The 16,907-nt window shown below is 44.3% G+C and carries 12 protein-coding genes; 6 read left to right on the plus strand and 6 right to left on the minus strand.

The genetic code is table 11. The features are described from left to right. Positions 1–47: 47 nt before the first annotated feature. The 3 genes from HW45_RS23095 to HW45_RS23105 all read right to left on the minus strand — a co-directional run bounded on the left by HW45_RS23095 (position 48) and on the right by HW45_RS23105 (position 5,354). Positions 48–1,028, minus strand: a complete 981-nt coding sequence (locus HW45_RS23095) for a lipid A deacylase LpxR family protein (protein ID WP_038230085.1) — start codon at positions 1,026–1,028, stop codon at positions 48–50. A gap of 242 nt (positions 1,029–1,270) precedes the next feature. Next, a complete protein-coding gene (pflB, locus tag HW45_RS23100; RefSeq protein WP_038230087.1) occupies positions 1,271–3,547 on the minus strand; it encodes a formate C-acetyltransferase in 2,277 nt (758 codons plus the stop codon). Between the two features lie 259 nt (positions 3,548–3,806). Further along, positions 3,807–5,354, minus strand: coding sequence for a DUF3360 family protein (locus HW45_RS23105; RefSeq protein ID WP_031494604.1), 1,548 nt, complete (start codon positions 5,352–5,354; stop codon positions 3,807–3,809). A 426-nt stretch (positions 5,355–5,780) separates the two neighbouring features. Between HW45_RS23105 and HW45_RS23110 the strand changes: the two genes are divergently transcribed. From HW45_RS23110 to HW45_RS23130, 5 genes are all read left to right on the plus strand, one after another. Beyond that, a complete protein-coding gene (locus HW45_RS23110; RefSeq protein ID WP_038230089.1) occupies positions 5,781–7,247 on the plus strand; it encodes a hypothetical protein in 1,467 nt (488 codons plus the stop codon). Between the two features lie 444 nt (positions 7,248–7,691). Then, positions 7,692–8,462, plus strand: a complete 771-nt coding sequence (locus HW45_RS23115; protein WP_006075027.1) for an ABC transporter ATP-binding protein — start codon at positions 7,692–7,694, stop codon at positions 8,460–8,462. 91 nt (positions 8,463–8,553) lie between these two features. After that, positions 8,554–9,324, plus strand: a complete 771-nt coding sequence (locus HW45_RS23120; protein WP_031494603.1) for an ABC transporter substrate-binding protein — start codon at positions 8,554–8,556, stop codon at positions 9,322–9,324. A gap of 121 nt (positions 9,325–9,445) precedes the next feature. After that, positions 9,446–10,186: an ABC transporter permease gene (locus HW45_RS23125; RefSeq protein WP_038230091.1), complete on the plus strand. Its 741-nt coding sequence runs from the start codon at positions 9,446–9,448 to the stop codon at positions 10,184–10,186. 2 nt (positions 10,187–10,188) lie between these two features. After that, positions 10,189–10,872: an ABC transporter permease gene (locus HW45_RS23130; RefSeq protein WP_006075030.1), complete on the plus strand. Its 684-nt coding sequence runs from the start codon at positions 10,189–10,191 to the stop codon at positions 10,870–10,872. A 292-nt stretch (positions 10,873–11,164) separates the two neighbouring features. On the opposite strand, the gene xthA is transcribed toward HW45_RS23130, so the two are convergent. After that, complete coding sequence (xthA, locus tag HW45_RS23135; protein ID WP_038230093.1) at positions 11,165–11,971, minus strand: exodeoxyribonuclease III; 807 nt, start codon at positions 11,969–11,971, stop codon at positions 11,165–11,167. Between the two features lie 176 nt (positions 11,972–12,147). Between xthA and HW45_RS23140 the strand changes: the two genes are divergently transcribed. Beyond that, positions 12,148–14,265 carry a methyl-accepting chemotaxis protein gene (locus HW45_RS23140; protein ID WP_038230095.1) on the plus strand — a complete coding sequence of 706 codons (2,118 nt, stop codon included), beginning with the start codon at positions 12,148–12,150 and terminating at the stop codon, positions 14,263–14,265. A gap of 116 nt (positions 14,266–14,381) precedes the next feature. Here HW45_RS23140 and HW45_RS23145 read toward each other — a convergent pair whose 3' ends face one another. Further along, complete coding sequence (locus HW45_RS23145) at positions 14,382–15,365, minus strand: alpha-L-glutamate ligase-like protein (RefSeq protein WP_038230096.1); 984 nt, start codon at positions 15,363–15,365, stop codon at positions 14,382–14,384. 3 nt (positions 15,366–15,368) lie between these two features. Continuing rightward, a complete protein-coding gene (locus tag HW45_RS23150; protein ID WP_038230098.1) occupies positions 15,369–16,874 on the minus strand; it encodes an inactive transglutaminase family protein in 1,506 nt (501 codons plus the stop codon). Positions 16,875–16,907 lie beyond the last annotated feature (33 nt).

The raw sequence follows: 16,907 nt of genomic DNA on the forward strand, positions 1-16,907 counted from the left end.
AGATATATATCGATGAAATAGGCACCTAGGAAGGTGCCTATTTCACTTTAGAAGAAAGCAAAAAGCGAAAGTCCTCCATTGCCATAGATAGACTTTGACGCTTCTTTATATTCAGCTGACTTAGAACCGGCAAAGGCACTGATACCAACATAGGCGTTATACCACGTCACACCAAGAACTGCTTCACCTTGCCACGGCTGCAAAGTGACGTCGTAAGCATCACTAGGCTCGGGTATTCCAGGTCTCTCTCCTTGAATAGTAAGATCATTAAATCGGTAGCGAGCTTTTAAGCCAAAATAAGTAAACCAACCCTTATTAGAGGCGCCGATCATCCCAGCCTTGAACGGGTTTTCTGTACTGATGTTTGCAGAACCGAAGTTACCTCCAAGTTCTGAACCAAAGCGAAACATCATCCCCGTGGAAACATCACTTCTAAAATTCCCTAGGTTTGCTTCGGTGACGTTTGAGACTTCCCATCCGGTATTGCCAAAAAGTGGCTCGCGCTTCCAATTTAGATGAGTTAAGTAACCAATACTGCCTGCGACTTGATCCTCAATCTGATATTCCCAGCCTTTTGGGTCTGCTGAACCCACAATCGAGTGCACCAACTGCTGCGCTTTATCGGCAAATGACCCTTCACCAGTGCTACCTAACGTGAGATTGAAACGCTGTGCCTGTTGAGGGTGCAAACTAATGTAATTCAATTCGCCATGGAAATAACCTGCATAGGGGCGGTCATTAGCCAGAGGTACAGTGGCCTCAATATCCGAAGGGGTCCACATCTTATGTCCAAGCTGAAATTCAAACTTATCAAGGGAAGAGCTTCCCCAATACGACAGACTAAGCGGTTTGAATAAAGCCCAAGGGGTGATGGCGCTGCTGGTATAAGAAAGAAAAATACCGTTAGTATAGTCTTCGTCTGTGCCAAAAATACCGTCATTATCGAGTGAAAATGAGACGGTAGAGCGCTCAGAGGCTAAGGCAACACTGCTAACAAAAATCAAAGGTAAAATGGCGGCTGCTTTCATGATGTATCACTCTCTTCAAATACGGCTAGTAGAGATGTTTTATTATTAAGTTGAGTGTGACACGAACGAAAAAGGTTAGTCAGTGATCTATAGATGAAAAAGTATCTCTATCGTAGCTAAATTGTAAACAATCCTTAACCAGTGAGAACTAAGTACTTTTTTGTCGATAGGAATCAAAATTAGACAAAAATAAAAAAACCTCGCCGAAGCGAGGTTTTTATCTCAATCAGTATAATCTTAGATTATAGAGATTCAGTGAACGTACGTGCGATTACGTCAGCTTGTTGCTCTGCAGTTAGCGAGTTAAAGCGAACAGCGTAACCAGATACACGGATTGTCAGCTGAGGGTATTTCTCAGGGTGCTTAACAGCGTCTTCTAGAGTTTCACGGTTAAGAACGTTCACGTTTAGGTGTTGACCACCTTCAATGCCAGCTTCGTGGTGGAAGTAACCATCCATTAGACCTGCAAGGTTAGCGCGTTGGCTATCTTCTTCTTTACCTAGAGCGTTTGGAACGATAGAGAAAGTATAAGAGATACCATCTTTAGCGTGTGCAAACGGTAGTTTACCTACAGAAGTAAGTGAAGCTACAGCACCTTTCTCGTCACGGCCGTGCATTGGGTTAGCACCTGGTGCGAAAGGAGCGCCTGCGCGACGACCATCTGGAGTGTTACCAGTTTTCTTACCATATACCACGTTAGAAGTGATAGTTAGGATAGACTGAGTAGGCACAGCGTCACGGTAAGTTTTCAGTGAACGGATCTTGTTCATGAATACTTCTACTAGTTCACAAGCGATGTCATCTACGCGAGCATCGTTGTTACCGAACTTAGGATAGTCGCCTTCGATTTCGAAGTCGATTGCAACACCGTCTTCGTCACGTACTGGCTTAACTTTAGCGTACTTGATAGCAGCTAGAGAGTCAGCAGCAACAGAAAGACCAGCGATACCACAAGCCATAGTACGACGAACGTCACGGTCGTGTAGAGCCATTAGTGCAGCTTCGTAGCTGTACTTGTCGTGCATGAAGTGGATGCTGTTTAGTGCAGTTACGTACTGCTTAGCTAGCCAATCCATGAAGTGGTCTAGTTTGCCCCATACATCGTCGAAGTCTAGAACTTCGTCAGTGATCTTAGGCATTTGTGGGCCAACTTGAATCTTAAGCTTCTCGTCCACACCGCCGTTGATAACGTATAGAAGAGTCTTAGCTAGGTTCGCACGAGCGCCGAAGAATTGCATGTGTTTACCAATAACCATTGGAGATACACAACATGCGATTGCATAGTCATCAGACTCGAAGTCTGGACGCATTAGGTCGTCGTTCTCGTACTGGATAGAAGAAGTATCGATAGATACTTTTGCACAGAACTTCTTGAAGCCTTCAGGTAGCTGCTCAGACCAAAGTACAGTGATGTTTGGCTCTGGAGAAGGACCCATAGTGTATAGAGAGTTTAGGAAACGGAAGTTTGAACGCGTAACAAGCGTACGACCGTCAAGACCCATACCACCCATAGACTCAGTAGCCCAGATTGGGTCACCAGAGAACAGATCATCGTACTCAGGAGTACGTAGGAAACGAACCATACGTAGCTTCATTACGAAGTGGTCGATCATTTCCTGAGCTTCAACTTCAGTAATCTTACCTTCAGCGATGTCACGCTCAATGTAGATATCTAGGAAAGTAGAAGTACGACCTAGAGACATTGCAGCACCGTTTTGAGACTTAACAGCAGCTAGGTAGCCGAAGTAAGTCCACTGAATAGCTTCTTGAGCTGTTTCAGCTGGGCGAGAGATGTCGCAACCGTATTTCTCAGCCATAACTTTCATTTGGCCAAGTGCACGGTGTTGCTCTGCGATTTCTTCGCGAAGCTGCATAGTCATTTGAAGATCTTCGCCGTTCTCGAAACGCTCTTGTAGAGAAGCGAATTGAGCTAGCTTGTCTTGCATTAGACGGTCAATACCGTAAAGAGCCACACGACGGTAGTCACCGATGATACGACCACGACCGTATGCATCTGGAAGACCAGTTAGAACGCCTGACTTACGGCATTTCATGATGTCTGGAGTGTAGATATCGAAAACACCAGCGTTGTGAGTTTTACGATATTCAGTGAAGATTTTCTTAACTTGTGGGTCTAGTTCGCGGTTGTACGCTTTGCATGAACCTTCAACCATACGGATACCACCGTTAGGGATGATTGCACGCTTAAGCGGCGCTTCAGTTTGAAGACCTACGATAGTTTCAAGATCTTTTTCGATGTAACCTGCATCGTGAGCAGTGATGGTAGAGATAACTGAAGTATCAAAATCAACTGGTGCGTGAGTTGAGTTTTCTAGTTTGATACCTTCCATTACCTTAGCCCAAAGCTTGTAAGTTGCTTCAGTACCTTCAGAAACTAGGAAAGACTCGTCACCCTCGTATGGAGTGTAGTTCTTTTGGATGAAATCACGAACGTTAACTTCGTTTTGCCACTCACCTGCAGCAAAACCTTCCCAAGCTTTAGCAAATTGCTCTGCCATGACATACCTACCTTTTTAGTAGAAAAAACACGTACTGTACGCTATTACGCATGTTCACCGGAGGATGAACCAGTACACTTGAATAAAAATATCTATAACCACTTAGGGTTAGTATGGATATAGATATTGTCATTCCCTACGTTAAAATCAAGCTTACACTAAAAATAATTTGTAAAACTTAAACTAAATCAATAAAAGTTAAAAAAGTTTGATAAAAATTTGGGCAGTGAATGTCACTGCCCAAATAATCAACTAGATATTATAGGAAAGCTGGAATGCCGTACTGGCCTTCTAACATACCTACAGCTAGCATCGCTACTAAGCAGATAACGAACACACCCACAGGGATGACAATCTTATCTACAAAAGATAGACGAGAAGCACGTTCTTTGTCACCAATTAGACCATTATTATCTAGGAACATGGTCAGCGCCCATGCCAACACCGGGTTAGCAACGACTGATGCAAAGATACAAATACCTGCCGCTTGTGAATCCTTAGTCTCTTTTACCATCTGCATACCAGCTTCAAGTAGAGGAAGGAATACACCCACTAGTAGCGCAACGCGCATTACTGGAGGCCATACTGCTACGTCCATTGGGAAACCAAGAATAGCAACAATGATACATAGAGAGCCAAGTAGAATCGCACCTGCTGGAATTGGACGCTTAGCGATTGCAGCTGGGATCATGTAAGTACCCCAAGAAGACGTGATGTTACCACCACCAACCGCAGTACCTACCATTTGACGGATTGAACACATAGTCATTGTGTCATCTACATCCATGAGTACTTTTTCAGTCTTACGTGGGTAGTTAAGTTCTTGGAAAATACGGTGACCAAGGAAGTCAGGTGACCACATCGCAACCGCTAGAATCGCAAATGGTAGAGAAGCAATAAAGTGCTGTAGATTCGGAAGACCTAGCATCCAACCTTCTTCTGTGCTGCCCCACCAGTAAACTGGATTTAGGTTAGGAAGACCCATTTCAGTTTCGAACGTTAAGTCGAAACCAGCACCTAGACCAAGGGCTAGTAGAAGACCCGTAACGGCACAAACCGGAATGGCAAGCCAACGCATGTTGATCTTAGCGAGGTAGGCGTACACTGCGATGTTGATGCCAAGTACGACCAAGCCAACATAACCCATGCTGCCTGCTTCAACACTCGCAGATTGCAAACCTACTGCCCATTCTTGAATGGAACCGATTTGGCTCATCGTACCGGTGAAGCCGAGGAAGATTAATAAGCCCCCCGCCGTACCTTGAGAGGTTAGGTTTACAAGCTTCGAGCCACCCTTGAAGTAACTTAGCAAAAGGCCGAACACACCAAGAAGGATTGCAAGAGCAAGAGGGTGAGCACCAGCAAGCGCGATAGAACCGATAAGTGGGATCATCGGACCGTGGTTACCAGCAAGGTTAGCTCTTGGGTTGATGAAACCTGATGCAAGAACACAGAAAAGAAGTGCTGGGATTAGCATTTCTACACGTGCAACTTCGATCGCAAACTCTTTCCCAAGGTTTACGTGATCCCAAGCAGCGGTTAGACCGTCAGCCCATGACATCATTACTGCAGAGTACATCGCAATAATGCCGATGGTACCAGCAAGAGCAGGTACTAAATCTTCTAGTTCAAAGCGGAAGTCACGGCCCGGTAGGTTTAAACCAAAGCGGCGCGGTTTCATGATTTGAAGTTCGTGGTCTAGGTATTCAGAGCGGCTGGCAAACTCAGATGCTGGACGGTGAAGCTCTTGATAGCTCTTAGTCTCGATATCCGAATCAGAATGCGCTTTGTTAACTGCGTCTGACATAGATTCCTCATATATATAAAAAGTTAGTCGTTTGGCTTGATAAACGAACTGGTTCACACCGACTTGGCTAGGCTGCTGCACGTTAACAACGTGCTAAGAATAGACGAGATTCCTAAAAATGGGGTGAATAATTCGTGCTATATCAATGGAGCCGAGTCTAACAAGCAACACTAAGACCTTGATTGATCTTGATCACTTTAAGAAAAAATGTGAAAGAAAACTACAACAGTTGTTTGAATCAGCGCACTTTATTAACAGTGAGCGTAAGCGACTTTCAATATGAAAATTTTATGAACAACATCATTTTTATCAATAAGTATTGGTTGCTCGGTTAGTTAACGGAGTTGGCATGGAGATTGCGATAACTATGAAAATGATATAGAGACGGCAACTTGTTGCCGCTTACGTACGGGTTAGGAACAAACGATGAAAAAAGCAGTAATGTTGCCGTTAGTTGCAGCAATTTCGGGTGCAATGGTTGGTTGTGGTGGCGGCGGTGGCGGCGAGGATGCGCCACCTAGCCCAAGTTTAACTTACTACACGTTTAATTTTCTTAAGCCAGTGGAGGTCAACTACAACCCTAGTTCCAGTTGTAGGGTTTATGACATATATGAAGATAACAGCGGCGCCACTCCCGTAACGAAAGCTACGAATTATGTGTCTATTGGCACGTCTTTAGATGCTTTGGTCAAAGCTATTTATTCGGATTCGAATGGCAACCAATATGGAACTGCTGTATCCAGTTCAAAAGGGAGTTTGAGAATCGCACTAGAAAATATTCCTGATGACGGATTCGTGACGATTCAAGAGCAGTATGGAAACCAAATATTCGCTCAGTCTTTTTCGAAAGAGGTGTTAACCGCGGATGCAAGTATGCGAAGCATTGAGCTCTCAGTACTTAATCCGGTAGTACAAGGGTCGTGTGTGACAGGTGGTAATGATTCTCCAAGAACCATTTCTAATCTATCCTACGATAATGATGAAAGTGCGACTGGAAACCCAAATTTCCAATTTTACTTCGATTCTCAATTGGACACCAAAACGAGCACAAACAACTCTCTTGCTTCCATAGAAGGTCTCAGTGGAGAGAGCACGATGATCTCACAATATAGAACAACAGATCGTAGTGAACTATTTCAATACGGCTTTAACGGTTGGAATAATAATGTGATGCAGTTTGCTGGTACTTCGAGCATTGCTTATGCAACCAATTCGCAGATTGTTTCTAGCAAAATTGAGCTGAATGCTATACATAATAACTTCATGTATGAGCTCGCAGAACTTCCTTTAAACGGCACTCAAGCTAATTATTACCACCCAGAAGAGCGTCTTGGTGAGTCTTGGACATATAACATAAGCGGTTCCATCGCAGTATCGGGTTGGGAGGCTAGTTATCAGGATGTAATTGGAACTACATGGTCTATATCTATTGATGACGAGAGTTTATTTATGTCCAACAACGCAAACAATGCTAAGCCATCTGTTTCGGACGAGGTAGTTGATGTTCGCCCAAGTATTGCTGTTGATTCAGAAAAGGGGCTCCAAAGAACAGCGTATGAACAAGGACACAATGGATATGTTGTTAAGCACGCGGTATATACGCATATTTCGCCGACTGTAAGAGTACCTCAGCTTGACCTGAGTGACTTTAGTAACAGTGTTGCAGATAGCTTAAGAATCACTTCAACATCGCATATTTCTCAATCGTACTTGTTTACAGAAAAAGACAAAGATATGCCACTGGCAGATTTCATGACAGCTTTCCGTCACGGAGGCTCCGGTAACGTAGATAAAGATAATATGAGCATCGTCAAGTCCCTGCAAGATTTGAGATACTCGGTAAATAACATTGCTCAAACACGGTCGTTTTATCTGCACCGCTACGATAATTAAGTCAGCCACCGTATAAACCACCAAAGCCTCTCACTGAGAGGCTTTTTTGATCTAACTATCAAAACACTCAACTAGTTCATTATCTTTGCTAATGTACCATTAGATAGGCTTATATTCCGGCATTTAACTTGTTGGTAGGGATAAGGTCTAAATCACAGTTGATTTATGTAACATTTGCGCAATAAAAGCACCAGAAGAATAAAAAATCATCAATGACTAAATGTGCAGCATCCAGTAAAGATTATTCACAATTATAAGTTATAAACTCTTTAAATTGCATAAATCGTCAGATACAATCGCTGTGTTAAGAATGAAAACAGGTTAATAGTTTGTTGCAAACTGTACATTGTAGTGCTAGCTTGTATCGAACAAATAAAAGGTCGGAGTACCTTTCGCCTCTAACAATAGGCATAGCAGTCAATAATATACAGGGAGCACAAGCGCATGAATGATGTACCAGCGCTGGACATAAAAGAACTGCACAAGACCTTTGGTCAAAATGAAGTTTTAAAGGGGATTTCCCTTTCTGCACACAAAGGTGATGTCATCTCGATTATTGGCTCATCTGGTTCTGGAAAAAGTACATTTCTTCGTTGTATCAACCTTCTTGAAACACCCACAGAGGGCGAAATTTGGGTTAACGGTGAGTTAATCGAAATGAAGCGCAATCGTTCGGGTGAGTCTCTTCCTGCCAATGAAAAACAAGTTCAGCGAATCCGTTCTCGCTTGGCTATGGTATTTCAAGGTTTCAACTTGTGGTCTCATATGACGGTGCTGGAAAATATTATTGAAGCACCCGTTCATGTTCTGGGCGTGCCTAAAGCTCAAGCTATTGAAAATGCAGAACTGCTTTTGAAAAAAGTAGGTTTGTATGAGCGCAAAGATTATTACCCAGGACACCTTTCTGGTGGTCAGCAGCAACGTGCTGCTATCGCTCGTGCACTGGCGGTTGAGCCTGAAGTTATGCTTTTCGATGAGCCAACTTCGGCTTTGGACCCAGAACTTGTGGGTGAAGTACTGGGTGTAATGCAAGATCTTGCGGAAGAAGGTCGCACCATGTTGGTAGTGACTCACGAGATGGCGTTTGCCCGTGACGTTTCAAATCATGTGATGTTCTTACACCAAGGTCTAGTTGAAGAGCAGGGCGATCCCGCCAAACTGTTCACTAACCCTGAATCTGAACGTTTACAACAATTTATCTCATCCATCTACTAATATAGAGGGTGGCGTGTCGGAACCTAGGTTCCGAGAAAAATCAAACAAACACAACATTAATAACAAAAATCTCAATCACAGGAGTATGGAAATGAAAAAGTGGTTAATGGTAGCAGCACTTGCTGCAACGGCGGCAACTGGGGTAGCACAAGCTAAGGAATGGAAAACTGTGCGCTTTGGTATTGAAGGTGCTTACCCTCCATTTAGCTGGACAGAAGCTGACGGTTCACTAAAAGGTTTTGACGTTGATATGGCAAACGCATTATGTGAAGAGCTTAAAGCGAAGTGTGTGATCGTTCCTCAAGATTGGGATGGCATCATTCCTTCACTATTGGCGCGTAAATATGACGCAATCATCGCAGCAATGTCTATTACGGAAGAGCGTAAGAAGAAAGTTGACTTTACTGGTAAATACGCACAAATCCCTAACAAGTTTATCGCTAAGAAAGGCGCTGGCTTGGACTTTGATAACCTAAATGGTGCGAAAATTGGTGTACAGCGTGCAACTACGCACGACAAGTACCTAACAGATAACTACGGTGACCAAGTGGAAATCGTTCGTTACGGCTCTTTCGATGAAGCGTACTTAGATCTAGCAAACGGTCGTATCGTTGCTGTTCTTGGTGATGCATCAGCACTTGAAGAAGGTGTAATCAATAAAGATGGCGGTGACGCGTACGAGTTCGTTGGCCCTTCTTTGACAGATCCTAAGTGGTTTGGTGAAGGCATGGGTATCGCAGTTCGTAAACAAGACAAAGACCTAACTAAGCAACTTGATGCGGCTATCAAATCTCTACGTGAGAAAGGTAAGTATCAAGAGATTGCAGCTAAATACTTCAATTACGATGTATACGGCGACTAATCACTTAGCTTAAATAACGATAAGGGCTTGAGCTAGTCTCAGGCCCTTTTACTAAAAAGCGTGTCACAGGTGTTTTTTAGTATGACTTACCAACAAATTTGCTGTGCTGTTGGAAGGAACTATGCTCGATTTACAAGGATATGAAGCCTCAATATTAAAAGGGGCCGTACTGACCATAGAAGTGGCAATACTTTCGCTATTGCTTGCTATGCTCTTAGGTATGTTAGGCGCGCTCGCTAAGCTTGCTCCCTATAAGTGGGCACGTGCGATAGCGACACTTTACACTACCATTATTCGAGGCATCCCAGATCTCGTTTTAATGATGCTAATCTTCTTTGGTGGACAAATACTGCTCAATAACAGTTTGTACGCCGTCAACGAATGGCTTAACAACTGGTTTATGTCCAGCGACCCGAACCATGAGTGGACTTCATACTTACCTGACTATATTGATGTATCTCCATTCGTTGCAGGGGTATTAACTATCGGATTTATCTTTGGTGCTTACATGGCCGAAACTTTCCGCGGTGCAATCATGGCCGTTGATAAAGGTGAAATGGAAGCAGCGAAGGCCTATGGTATGAGCTCTGTCTTAGCATTTAGACGTATACTTCTACCTCAAATGATTCGACATGCTTTACCGGGTTTTGGTAATAACTGGCTGGTACTTCTTAAGACAACTGCACTTGTCTCCATCATTGGACTAGAAGACATGGTACGCGTGAGTTCATTAGCGGCGGGTTCAACCAAGATGCCGTTTACCTTCTATATGTCGGTGGCGATTATCTTCTTACTGTTCACCAGCATCTCAACCGGTTTCTTAAAGCTGGTGGAGCGCAAATTTAGTATTCATGTGAGGTAGATATGGACTTTTCATTGATAGTAGAAAGTTTCCCAGTCTATCTGGACGGCCTTTGGACTACCGCATGGTTGGTGTCGCTAGCTCTTGTGATTGGTTTGTGTGTAGCAATACCTTTAGCGGTAGCTAGAAACAGCACAAACTATCTATTCAGTTTACCATCGTGGGGTTTTATCTATTTCTTCCGTGGTACGCCACTGTTGGTTCAACTTTATTTGATTTACTACGGCATGGACCAATTCTTCCCTGTCAAAGATACGCTGTGGGAAAACGCATGGTTCTGCGCGTTAGTCGCGTTTGTACTTAACACATCAGCGTATACGGCAGAAATTATCCGCGGTGCGATAAATGGCCTACCAAAAGGTGAAGTCGAAGCTGCAAAAGCTTATGGAATGAGTCCTTGGAAAACCTATCGTCGCATTATTTTGCCAAGCGCATTACGTAGAGCCTTACCTGCATACAGTAACGAAGTTATCTTCATGCTTCACGGTTCGGCGGTAGCTGGTATCGTCACTATTATGGATTTGACCGGTGCTGCTCGCCTAGTGAACTCTCGTTACTATGCGCCATTTGAATCATTCCTGACCGCAGGTTTGTTCTATATGGGACTGACCTTCATTATTCTTTGGGTATTTAAGAAAGCAGAGAAGCGATTCCTAGCGTATATGAGACCACTAGAGTCACAGTGATGTAGTTATTCCTTAAGAAATAATAATTAGAATTATTATCCCCGATTGTTGCAAAAGTGATCATCGGGGATTTTGTTTTTGCACTGCGCTTTGGGTAGATTCCTGCTCGGAGGCAGGAATGACAGGAAATTAGGCGTTAACTAAGGCGTACGTCATCCCTGAATTTGCGCTAGCAAATGTCAGGGATCTACCGTTGTGGTGTAGTGGACTTTTTTGGGACTAGGTGCGCGCTTTGGGCAGGTTCCTGCTCTAGGCAGGAATGACGTTATAATAGCGCAAACCAGTGCTTGGCTTAGCCAAACACAGACCAAATTGGCGCGTGATCAGATGGCTTCTCAATGCCACGTAGTTCGTAATCAATACCTGCTTCTGAACACGTTTCAGCAAGACTCTTCGTTGCTAATACCACGTCAATTCGTAGGCCGCGATTATCATCGAAACCGCGAGAGCGGTAATCAAACCATGAGAATTGATCATCGACGTTTGGATGCAGCTGACGGAATGTATCCACGAAGCCCCAGTCTAGTAGGGTTTGTAACCATTCACGTTCAATTGGCTGGAAGGAACACTTACCAGTCTTGAGCCAGCGCTTGCGATTTGGTTCACCGATGCCGATATCTAGGTCGATTGGACTGATATTGATGTCACCCATAACGATAAGCTTCTCATCATTACTATGGTGGTCATTCAAATAGGTCATCAGATCTTTGTAGAAAGTTTCTTTATAAGGAAACTTGGTCTCATGGCTAATGTTATCCCCTTGAGGGAAGTAGCCATTTAACACGGTCACTTTGTCGCCATTCGAATCTTCGAATGTTGCCATGATCATACGTTTTTGATGATCTTCGTTGTCGGTAGGGAAGCCTTTTTGGACCGAGATAGGTTCCTGCTTACAAAGCATAGCAACACCATAGTGTGCCTTTTGGCCGTGGAAATAGACTTTATAGCCCATAGCCTCTACCGCTTCTACTGGGAAGGCCTCGTCATGAACTTTGATTTCTTGTAAACCAATGACGTCTGGCTGGTGCTTATCAATCAAAGCTTGAAGTTGATGAAGTCGAGCGCGTAGGCCATTGATATTAAAACTGATGACTTTCATTTCTCACTAATCCTGTGATTTTTATATCAGGGTCAAAATACTAGCATTGAGCATCCTGAACGTACAACGCTTCAGTTGAGGTGGAGATGTAAAAATGATGTAATAAATCGCTAAATAAAAACGGCAATACGTCGATAAAAAAACATACTGGCTCACGTTTGCAAAAAGGATGTACTATGCGAACTCTTTCCGTGCAGTGGAAAATCACGGTGTTAGCAGGCTGTTGCTTGCTATTTACTTCCATAGCTTTGATAGGCTTTTCACTCTATAACGCCATCAACAGCCAAAAAGCAATTCAGACACTCAGTTCCGAATCGGTGGTTGAAAAATCACAAGCGTTACTTGAGGCTCGTGCGGATATTAACGCACGAGAAGTCAAAGATTACTTCAATGAAGCGATTTACCGCGCAGAAATGTTGATTGCTAACGCTAAGTTCCAAAAGTATAACGCGGAAGAAAACTTCGTCCCCAGTGAAGACCTGCGAACGGCACTAGATGAAATGATTCGACAGGCCGTTATCGAGTTTCCCTCTATTCAAGGCGCATACTTAGTATTTAAGCCAAACATGCTTGATGGAGAAGATTCAAACTATGAAGGAGCCGACTATGTCGGTTCTAATGAGCTTGGACAATTTGCGACGTATTGGCAAATCACCGAGACGGGCGAAAATGCCGTCCGTACGGTTCTAACTAAGCGTAAGCTCGACGCCTTAGAAGATGGAGAGCGCTTCTATTGTCCTCTCGCTACCGAAGCATCGTGTGTCAGTACCCCACGACTCAGTACTATTGGTGCTCAGCAACATCTCACTTCATCGCTATCAATTCCAATTGAAGTCGATAACATGTTAATTGGTTTTTTAGGTATCGACCTTAAACTGACTGAGCTTGCCAATACTGTTATGGAGTCAGATGCCAGCCTCTTTAATGGCAGTGGACATGTGAACATCATCAGCCTCGATGAAAGTGTAATTGCCAGTGATGATTCGAGTATTAAAGTTGGCTCTCCTTATCAAAGCGCCATTTTATCGTCAGAGCAGATTACAGACCTGATGTTTGGAGAAGAAGCCAGCGCTCAATGGAGTGCAGATGGTCAGTGGTTAACGGTGTTTAATCCAGTCACTATTGCTAATCAAACATGGGGCGTGTTCTTTGATATGCCTCGTAGCAGCGTTCTCAGTGATGCTATTGAGCTTGATAGCATTATCTCTAAGCAGTTAGAAGAAGGAATTGTATTTGAAGTCTTAGTGGGTGCTGGCTTTGTTATTGTAGGGCTCGTCATCATTGCTTTAATGTCGCTACGTCTAGTTAAGCCAATTAGAGAGGTAGTTACACGTCTCGAAGATATTGCCAGTGGAGAGGGAGACCTAACGCAGCGTTTGGAAGTCAAATCGGGCGATGAGATAGGTCAGCTTGCAGAGCAATTCAATGCATTTTTAGCAAAATTGCAAACGACAATCCAACAAGTTGCCGTAACCACTGAACGCATTGCTGGTACAGCTGAAAGTGCCAATGCCACAGCGGTAGCGACACGAGAGAGCAGTGAAGCTCAATTTAGAGAAGTTGACCTCGTTGCCACTGCGTCAGAAGAGATGACACAAACGGCGTCACTCGTGGTGCAAAATGCTGAGGTTGCGGTGCAAGCTGCGGCGTCAGCAAATGAGTCTGCTAGCCAAGGTCAGGAAGTGGTTGAACTGTCAGCCAGTGAAATGGTTCGTTTGGTTGAACAGATGAAAGCTACCGTTCCGGTGGTAGAAGAGTTAGCGAAGAACAACACTAATATCACAGAGATCCTTGCGGTCATTGAAGGCATTTCCGAGCAGACTAACTTACTGGCACTAAATGCCGCCATTGAAGCAGCGCGAGCAGGGGAACAAGGTCGTGGGTTCGCGGTAGTTGCAGATGAGGTTAGAAGTCTAGCAAGTCGTACTCATGATTCGGTCGGTGAAATCCAAGAAGTAATTGAGCGTGTACAGAAGGGAACACGCGATGTGGTGAGTGCGATTCAAGAAGGGTCACAACTTGCAGATTCTACGGCGACGCATGTTCAGCAAGCCGTGGCAGCGCTGAGCAGCATCTTCGAATCTATCTCTGCGATTAACGATATGAACAGCCAGATTGTTAAGGCAGCAGAAGAGCAGCAGTCTGTATCGGCGGAAGTTAATCAAAACGTGAGTAACATACGTGACTTAAGCGCTCAAATCTTAGAGAAGGCGGGAGACTCAGAAAAAGTGGGTAAAGAAATTAACCAGCTTTCTGGGGAGCAACAAGGGTTGATGAGCCAATTTAAGGTGTAACCGCTCCAGCTGAACATGAAGGTAATAACAAAAACGCGACCAAGTGGGTCGCGTTTTTATTTCTACAATTCCGCGAAGAAAGAAGTCTACGCAGGAAAGACATCATCAAGGAAACGTTATGACGCTTCCTCCTCATTAGCGTGCCCAAACATCTTAGCCGCATAGGCAACGCGCTCTTCTGGAGAAGGATAGGTGAACGGGTTTGGTTCGCCTAACGATTCGATGTGCTGTAGTCTTGGTAGGATACCGCATCCATTGGCGATTTGAATCGCAAGACCAGGACGAGCATTAAGCTCCAACACCATTGGACCTTCTTCCCTATCTAACACCATATCCGTACCCATATAGCCAAGGCCTGTCATCTCATAAGCACTAGAGGCAAGAGTAAGGAGTCGTTCCCAGTGAGGTACTGCGAGCGTTGCAAGCTCTTTGCCTGTGTCTGGATGGTGAGTTACAGGTTGGTCAAACTGAACCGCTCTAACCGCTTTACCGGTAGCGATATCGATACCAACACCTACTGCACCTTGGTGAAGGTTGGCCTTGCCGTCGGATGCAGATGTAGAAAGACGCATCATCGCCATCACTGGATAACCTTGGAACACGATGATTCGAACGTCAGGAACCCCTTCGTAGCTGAAGCCTTCAAAGCAGTCATCAAACTTGATGAGGTTTTCGACCACTGCTACATCGTTCTTACCACCTAATGAAAACAGTCCCGCTAGCGCGTTACTGATGTGGCGTTCAACGTCTTCTTTGTTAATAGTTGAGCCAGATGGTTTGGTGTAGACCCCATCTTTGTGCTCTGTGACTACTAAGATACCTTTACCACCACTACCTTGAGCAGGCTTAATTACGAATCCTGGCCAGTCTTTGACCATCTCATGGATGGTTTTAACTTCAACTTGGCTTCGAATAACGCCAATCAAGGCTGGCGTGGTTGCGCCAGCTTTCTCTGCGATGATCTTGGTTTTAAGTTTGTCATCAACCAACGGGTATTTAGAACGATCATTGTAGCGACCAATGTAACTATGGTTACGCTGGTTCATACCCATGATACCGCGTTCACGTAACTTAAAAGGACTGGTTAGCTTTCGTAGCATAAATTAGTCCTCCGTTAGAGGTTTGAAACGGCGTAGCTCAGTCAGACGGTAGCCTGTGTAAGTACCTAGCATTAGGATACCGCCAAGGATAACCAATTGCAGACCGATAAAGTTAAACGTTAGATGCTGTACATATGGGTTGGTCATCGCAAGATAAACCAGAACCGCTGTGAGTAGTGAGCCACCACCCTGCAGTACAACCTCTTTCGCGCCTTCCTCTTCCCATAGAATCGACATACGTTCGATTGTCCAAGACAGGATGATCATCGGGAAGAAGGTAATCGACAGACCTTCGGTGAGACCAATCTTGAAGGCAACGACGGTAAAGACAGAAATAATCAAAATAACGGTGATGATAACCGCTGATATCCTAGCAACTAATAGTAAGTTGAGTTTGGATAGATAGCTACGGATCACCAGACCAGTACCCACTATCAGCAAGAAGCCGACAATACCGGTGACTAACTGTGTCTGAACGAAGGCTACGGCAATCAGTACTGGCATGAAAGTACCTGAAGTCTTCAGGCCAATTAGTATTCTCAGGAATACAACAATCAAGGCTCCAATTGGTATTAGCATGATGGTCTTAAACATGGCTTGCTCTTCGAGAGGCAGGCTATGAATAGAGAAGTTAAGAAGACCGTCAGCATCAACTTTACTGTTTGTCGCTTCTTGAGGGGATACCTCTTGCGAAATCATGGTGAAATGAACTTTACTGTCTTTACCACCAACGACATCAAGCAAAGAGACGTTAGATTCATCCCAAACCAATAGGTTTTGTTGCTTTTTACCTTCGGTTGTTTCCGGAGAGAAAATTTGCCACTTTTTACCATCCCACACTTGCAACATTTGTTGGCTGGATTGACGGCGACGACCATCTTCTAATTCAATAACACCGACAACTTTGCTTGGAACATCAGCATACGCAAGAAGCTTAGAAGCTGCTTGCAGTTTAGTCATGCTGTTCAGAATAAGAGCCGAGTTTTGGCTATCACCATCATTCAGGGCCTTGATAAGCTCTCGAGTGAAAGTGATATTGTCAGAAGAGCGAGAGGTAGCGCGATCTACGAGTGCAATAGCGGCGGCTTCTTCTGGGCCATCAAAGGTCGGTTTAATGATTTCTTCAGTAGGAGGTGTCGAGTTAGCAAGCGCTTGGTCATCAACAAGAAATTGAGTTTTGTAGTAGATGGTTTGAGGACCTTGCGCTTGGCGGATTGACCACTCTGCTCGGCGTCCTGCATCAGAATCAACATACGAAACACCGTAACCTGGTGAAGATGCTGACTCTCCAATGAGTGTAAAGCCTTCTTGAGTATAAGGTGCCGCTAAAGAAACTTTGGCGGGCTTGCCAATGGCGTTAAATTCAACTCTAGCTTCGATATCCCAGACTTGGCGAGTTTCACCTGGAGTCCATGGAACGCCGTAGGTCTCGTGTCTGATGACACTAAGCGCAATACCTGCGGCAATCAGTAAGCCTACTGATAGGTAAAATGGAATACGTGAAGTCATAAACAACCTTATTATTGTAATTGCTTTCCCTGA

The sequence above is a fragment of the Vibrio sp. ER1A genome (assembly GCF_000733315.1).
GTDB classification, from domain to species: domain Bacteria; phylum Pseudomonadota; class Gammaproteobacteria; order Enterobacterales; family Vibrionaceae; genus Vibrio; species Vibrio mediterranei.

Coding starts and splice junctions, on each gene's coding strand:
- HW45_RS23095 (WP_038230085.1), bottom strand. CDS start 1,028: ATGAAAGCAGCCGCCATTTTACCTTTGATTTTTGTTAGCAGTGTTGCC.
- pflB (WP_038230087.1), bottom strand. CDS start 3,547: ATGGCAGAGCAATTTGCTAAAGCTTGGGAAGGTTTTGCTGCAGGTGAG.
- HW45_RS23105 (WP_031494604.1), bottom strand. CDS start 5,354: ATGTCAGACGCAGTTAACAAAGCGCATTCTGATTCGGATATCGAGACT.
- HW45_RS23110 (WP_038230089.1), top strand. CDS start 5,781: ATGAAAAAAGCAGTAATGTTGCCGTTAGTTGCAGCAATTTCGGGTGCA.
- HW45_RS23115 (WP_006075027.1), top strand. CDS start 7,692: ATGAATGATGTACCAGCGCTGGACATAAAAGAACTGCACAAGACCTTT.
- HW45_RS23120 (WP_031494603.1), top strand. CDS start 8,554: ATGAAAAAGTGGTTAATGGTAGCAGCACTTGCTGCAACGGCGGCAACT.
- HW45_RS23125 (WP_038230091.1), top strand. CDS start 9,446: ATGCTCGATTTACAAGGATATGAAGCCTCAATATTAAAAGGGGCCGTA.
- HW45_RS23130 (WP_006075030.1), top strand. CDS start 10,189: ATGGACTTTTCATTGATAGTAGAAAGTTTCCCAGTCTATCTGGACGGC.
- xthA (WP_038230093.1), bottom strand. CDS start 11,971: ATGAAAGTCATCAGTTTTAATATCAATGGCCTACGCGCTCGACTTCAT.
- HW45_RS23140 (WP_038230095.1), top strand. CDS start 12,148: ATGCGAACTCTTTCCGTGCAGTGGAAAATCACGGTGTTAGCAGGCTGT.
- HW45_RS23145 (WP_038230096.1), bottom strand. CDS start 15,365: ATGCTACGAAAGCTAACCAGTCCTTTTAAGTTACGTGAACGCGGTATC.
- HW45_RS23150 (WP_038230098.1), bottom strand. CDS start 16,874: ATGACTTCACGTATTCCATTTTACCTATCAGTAGGCTTACTGATTGCC.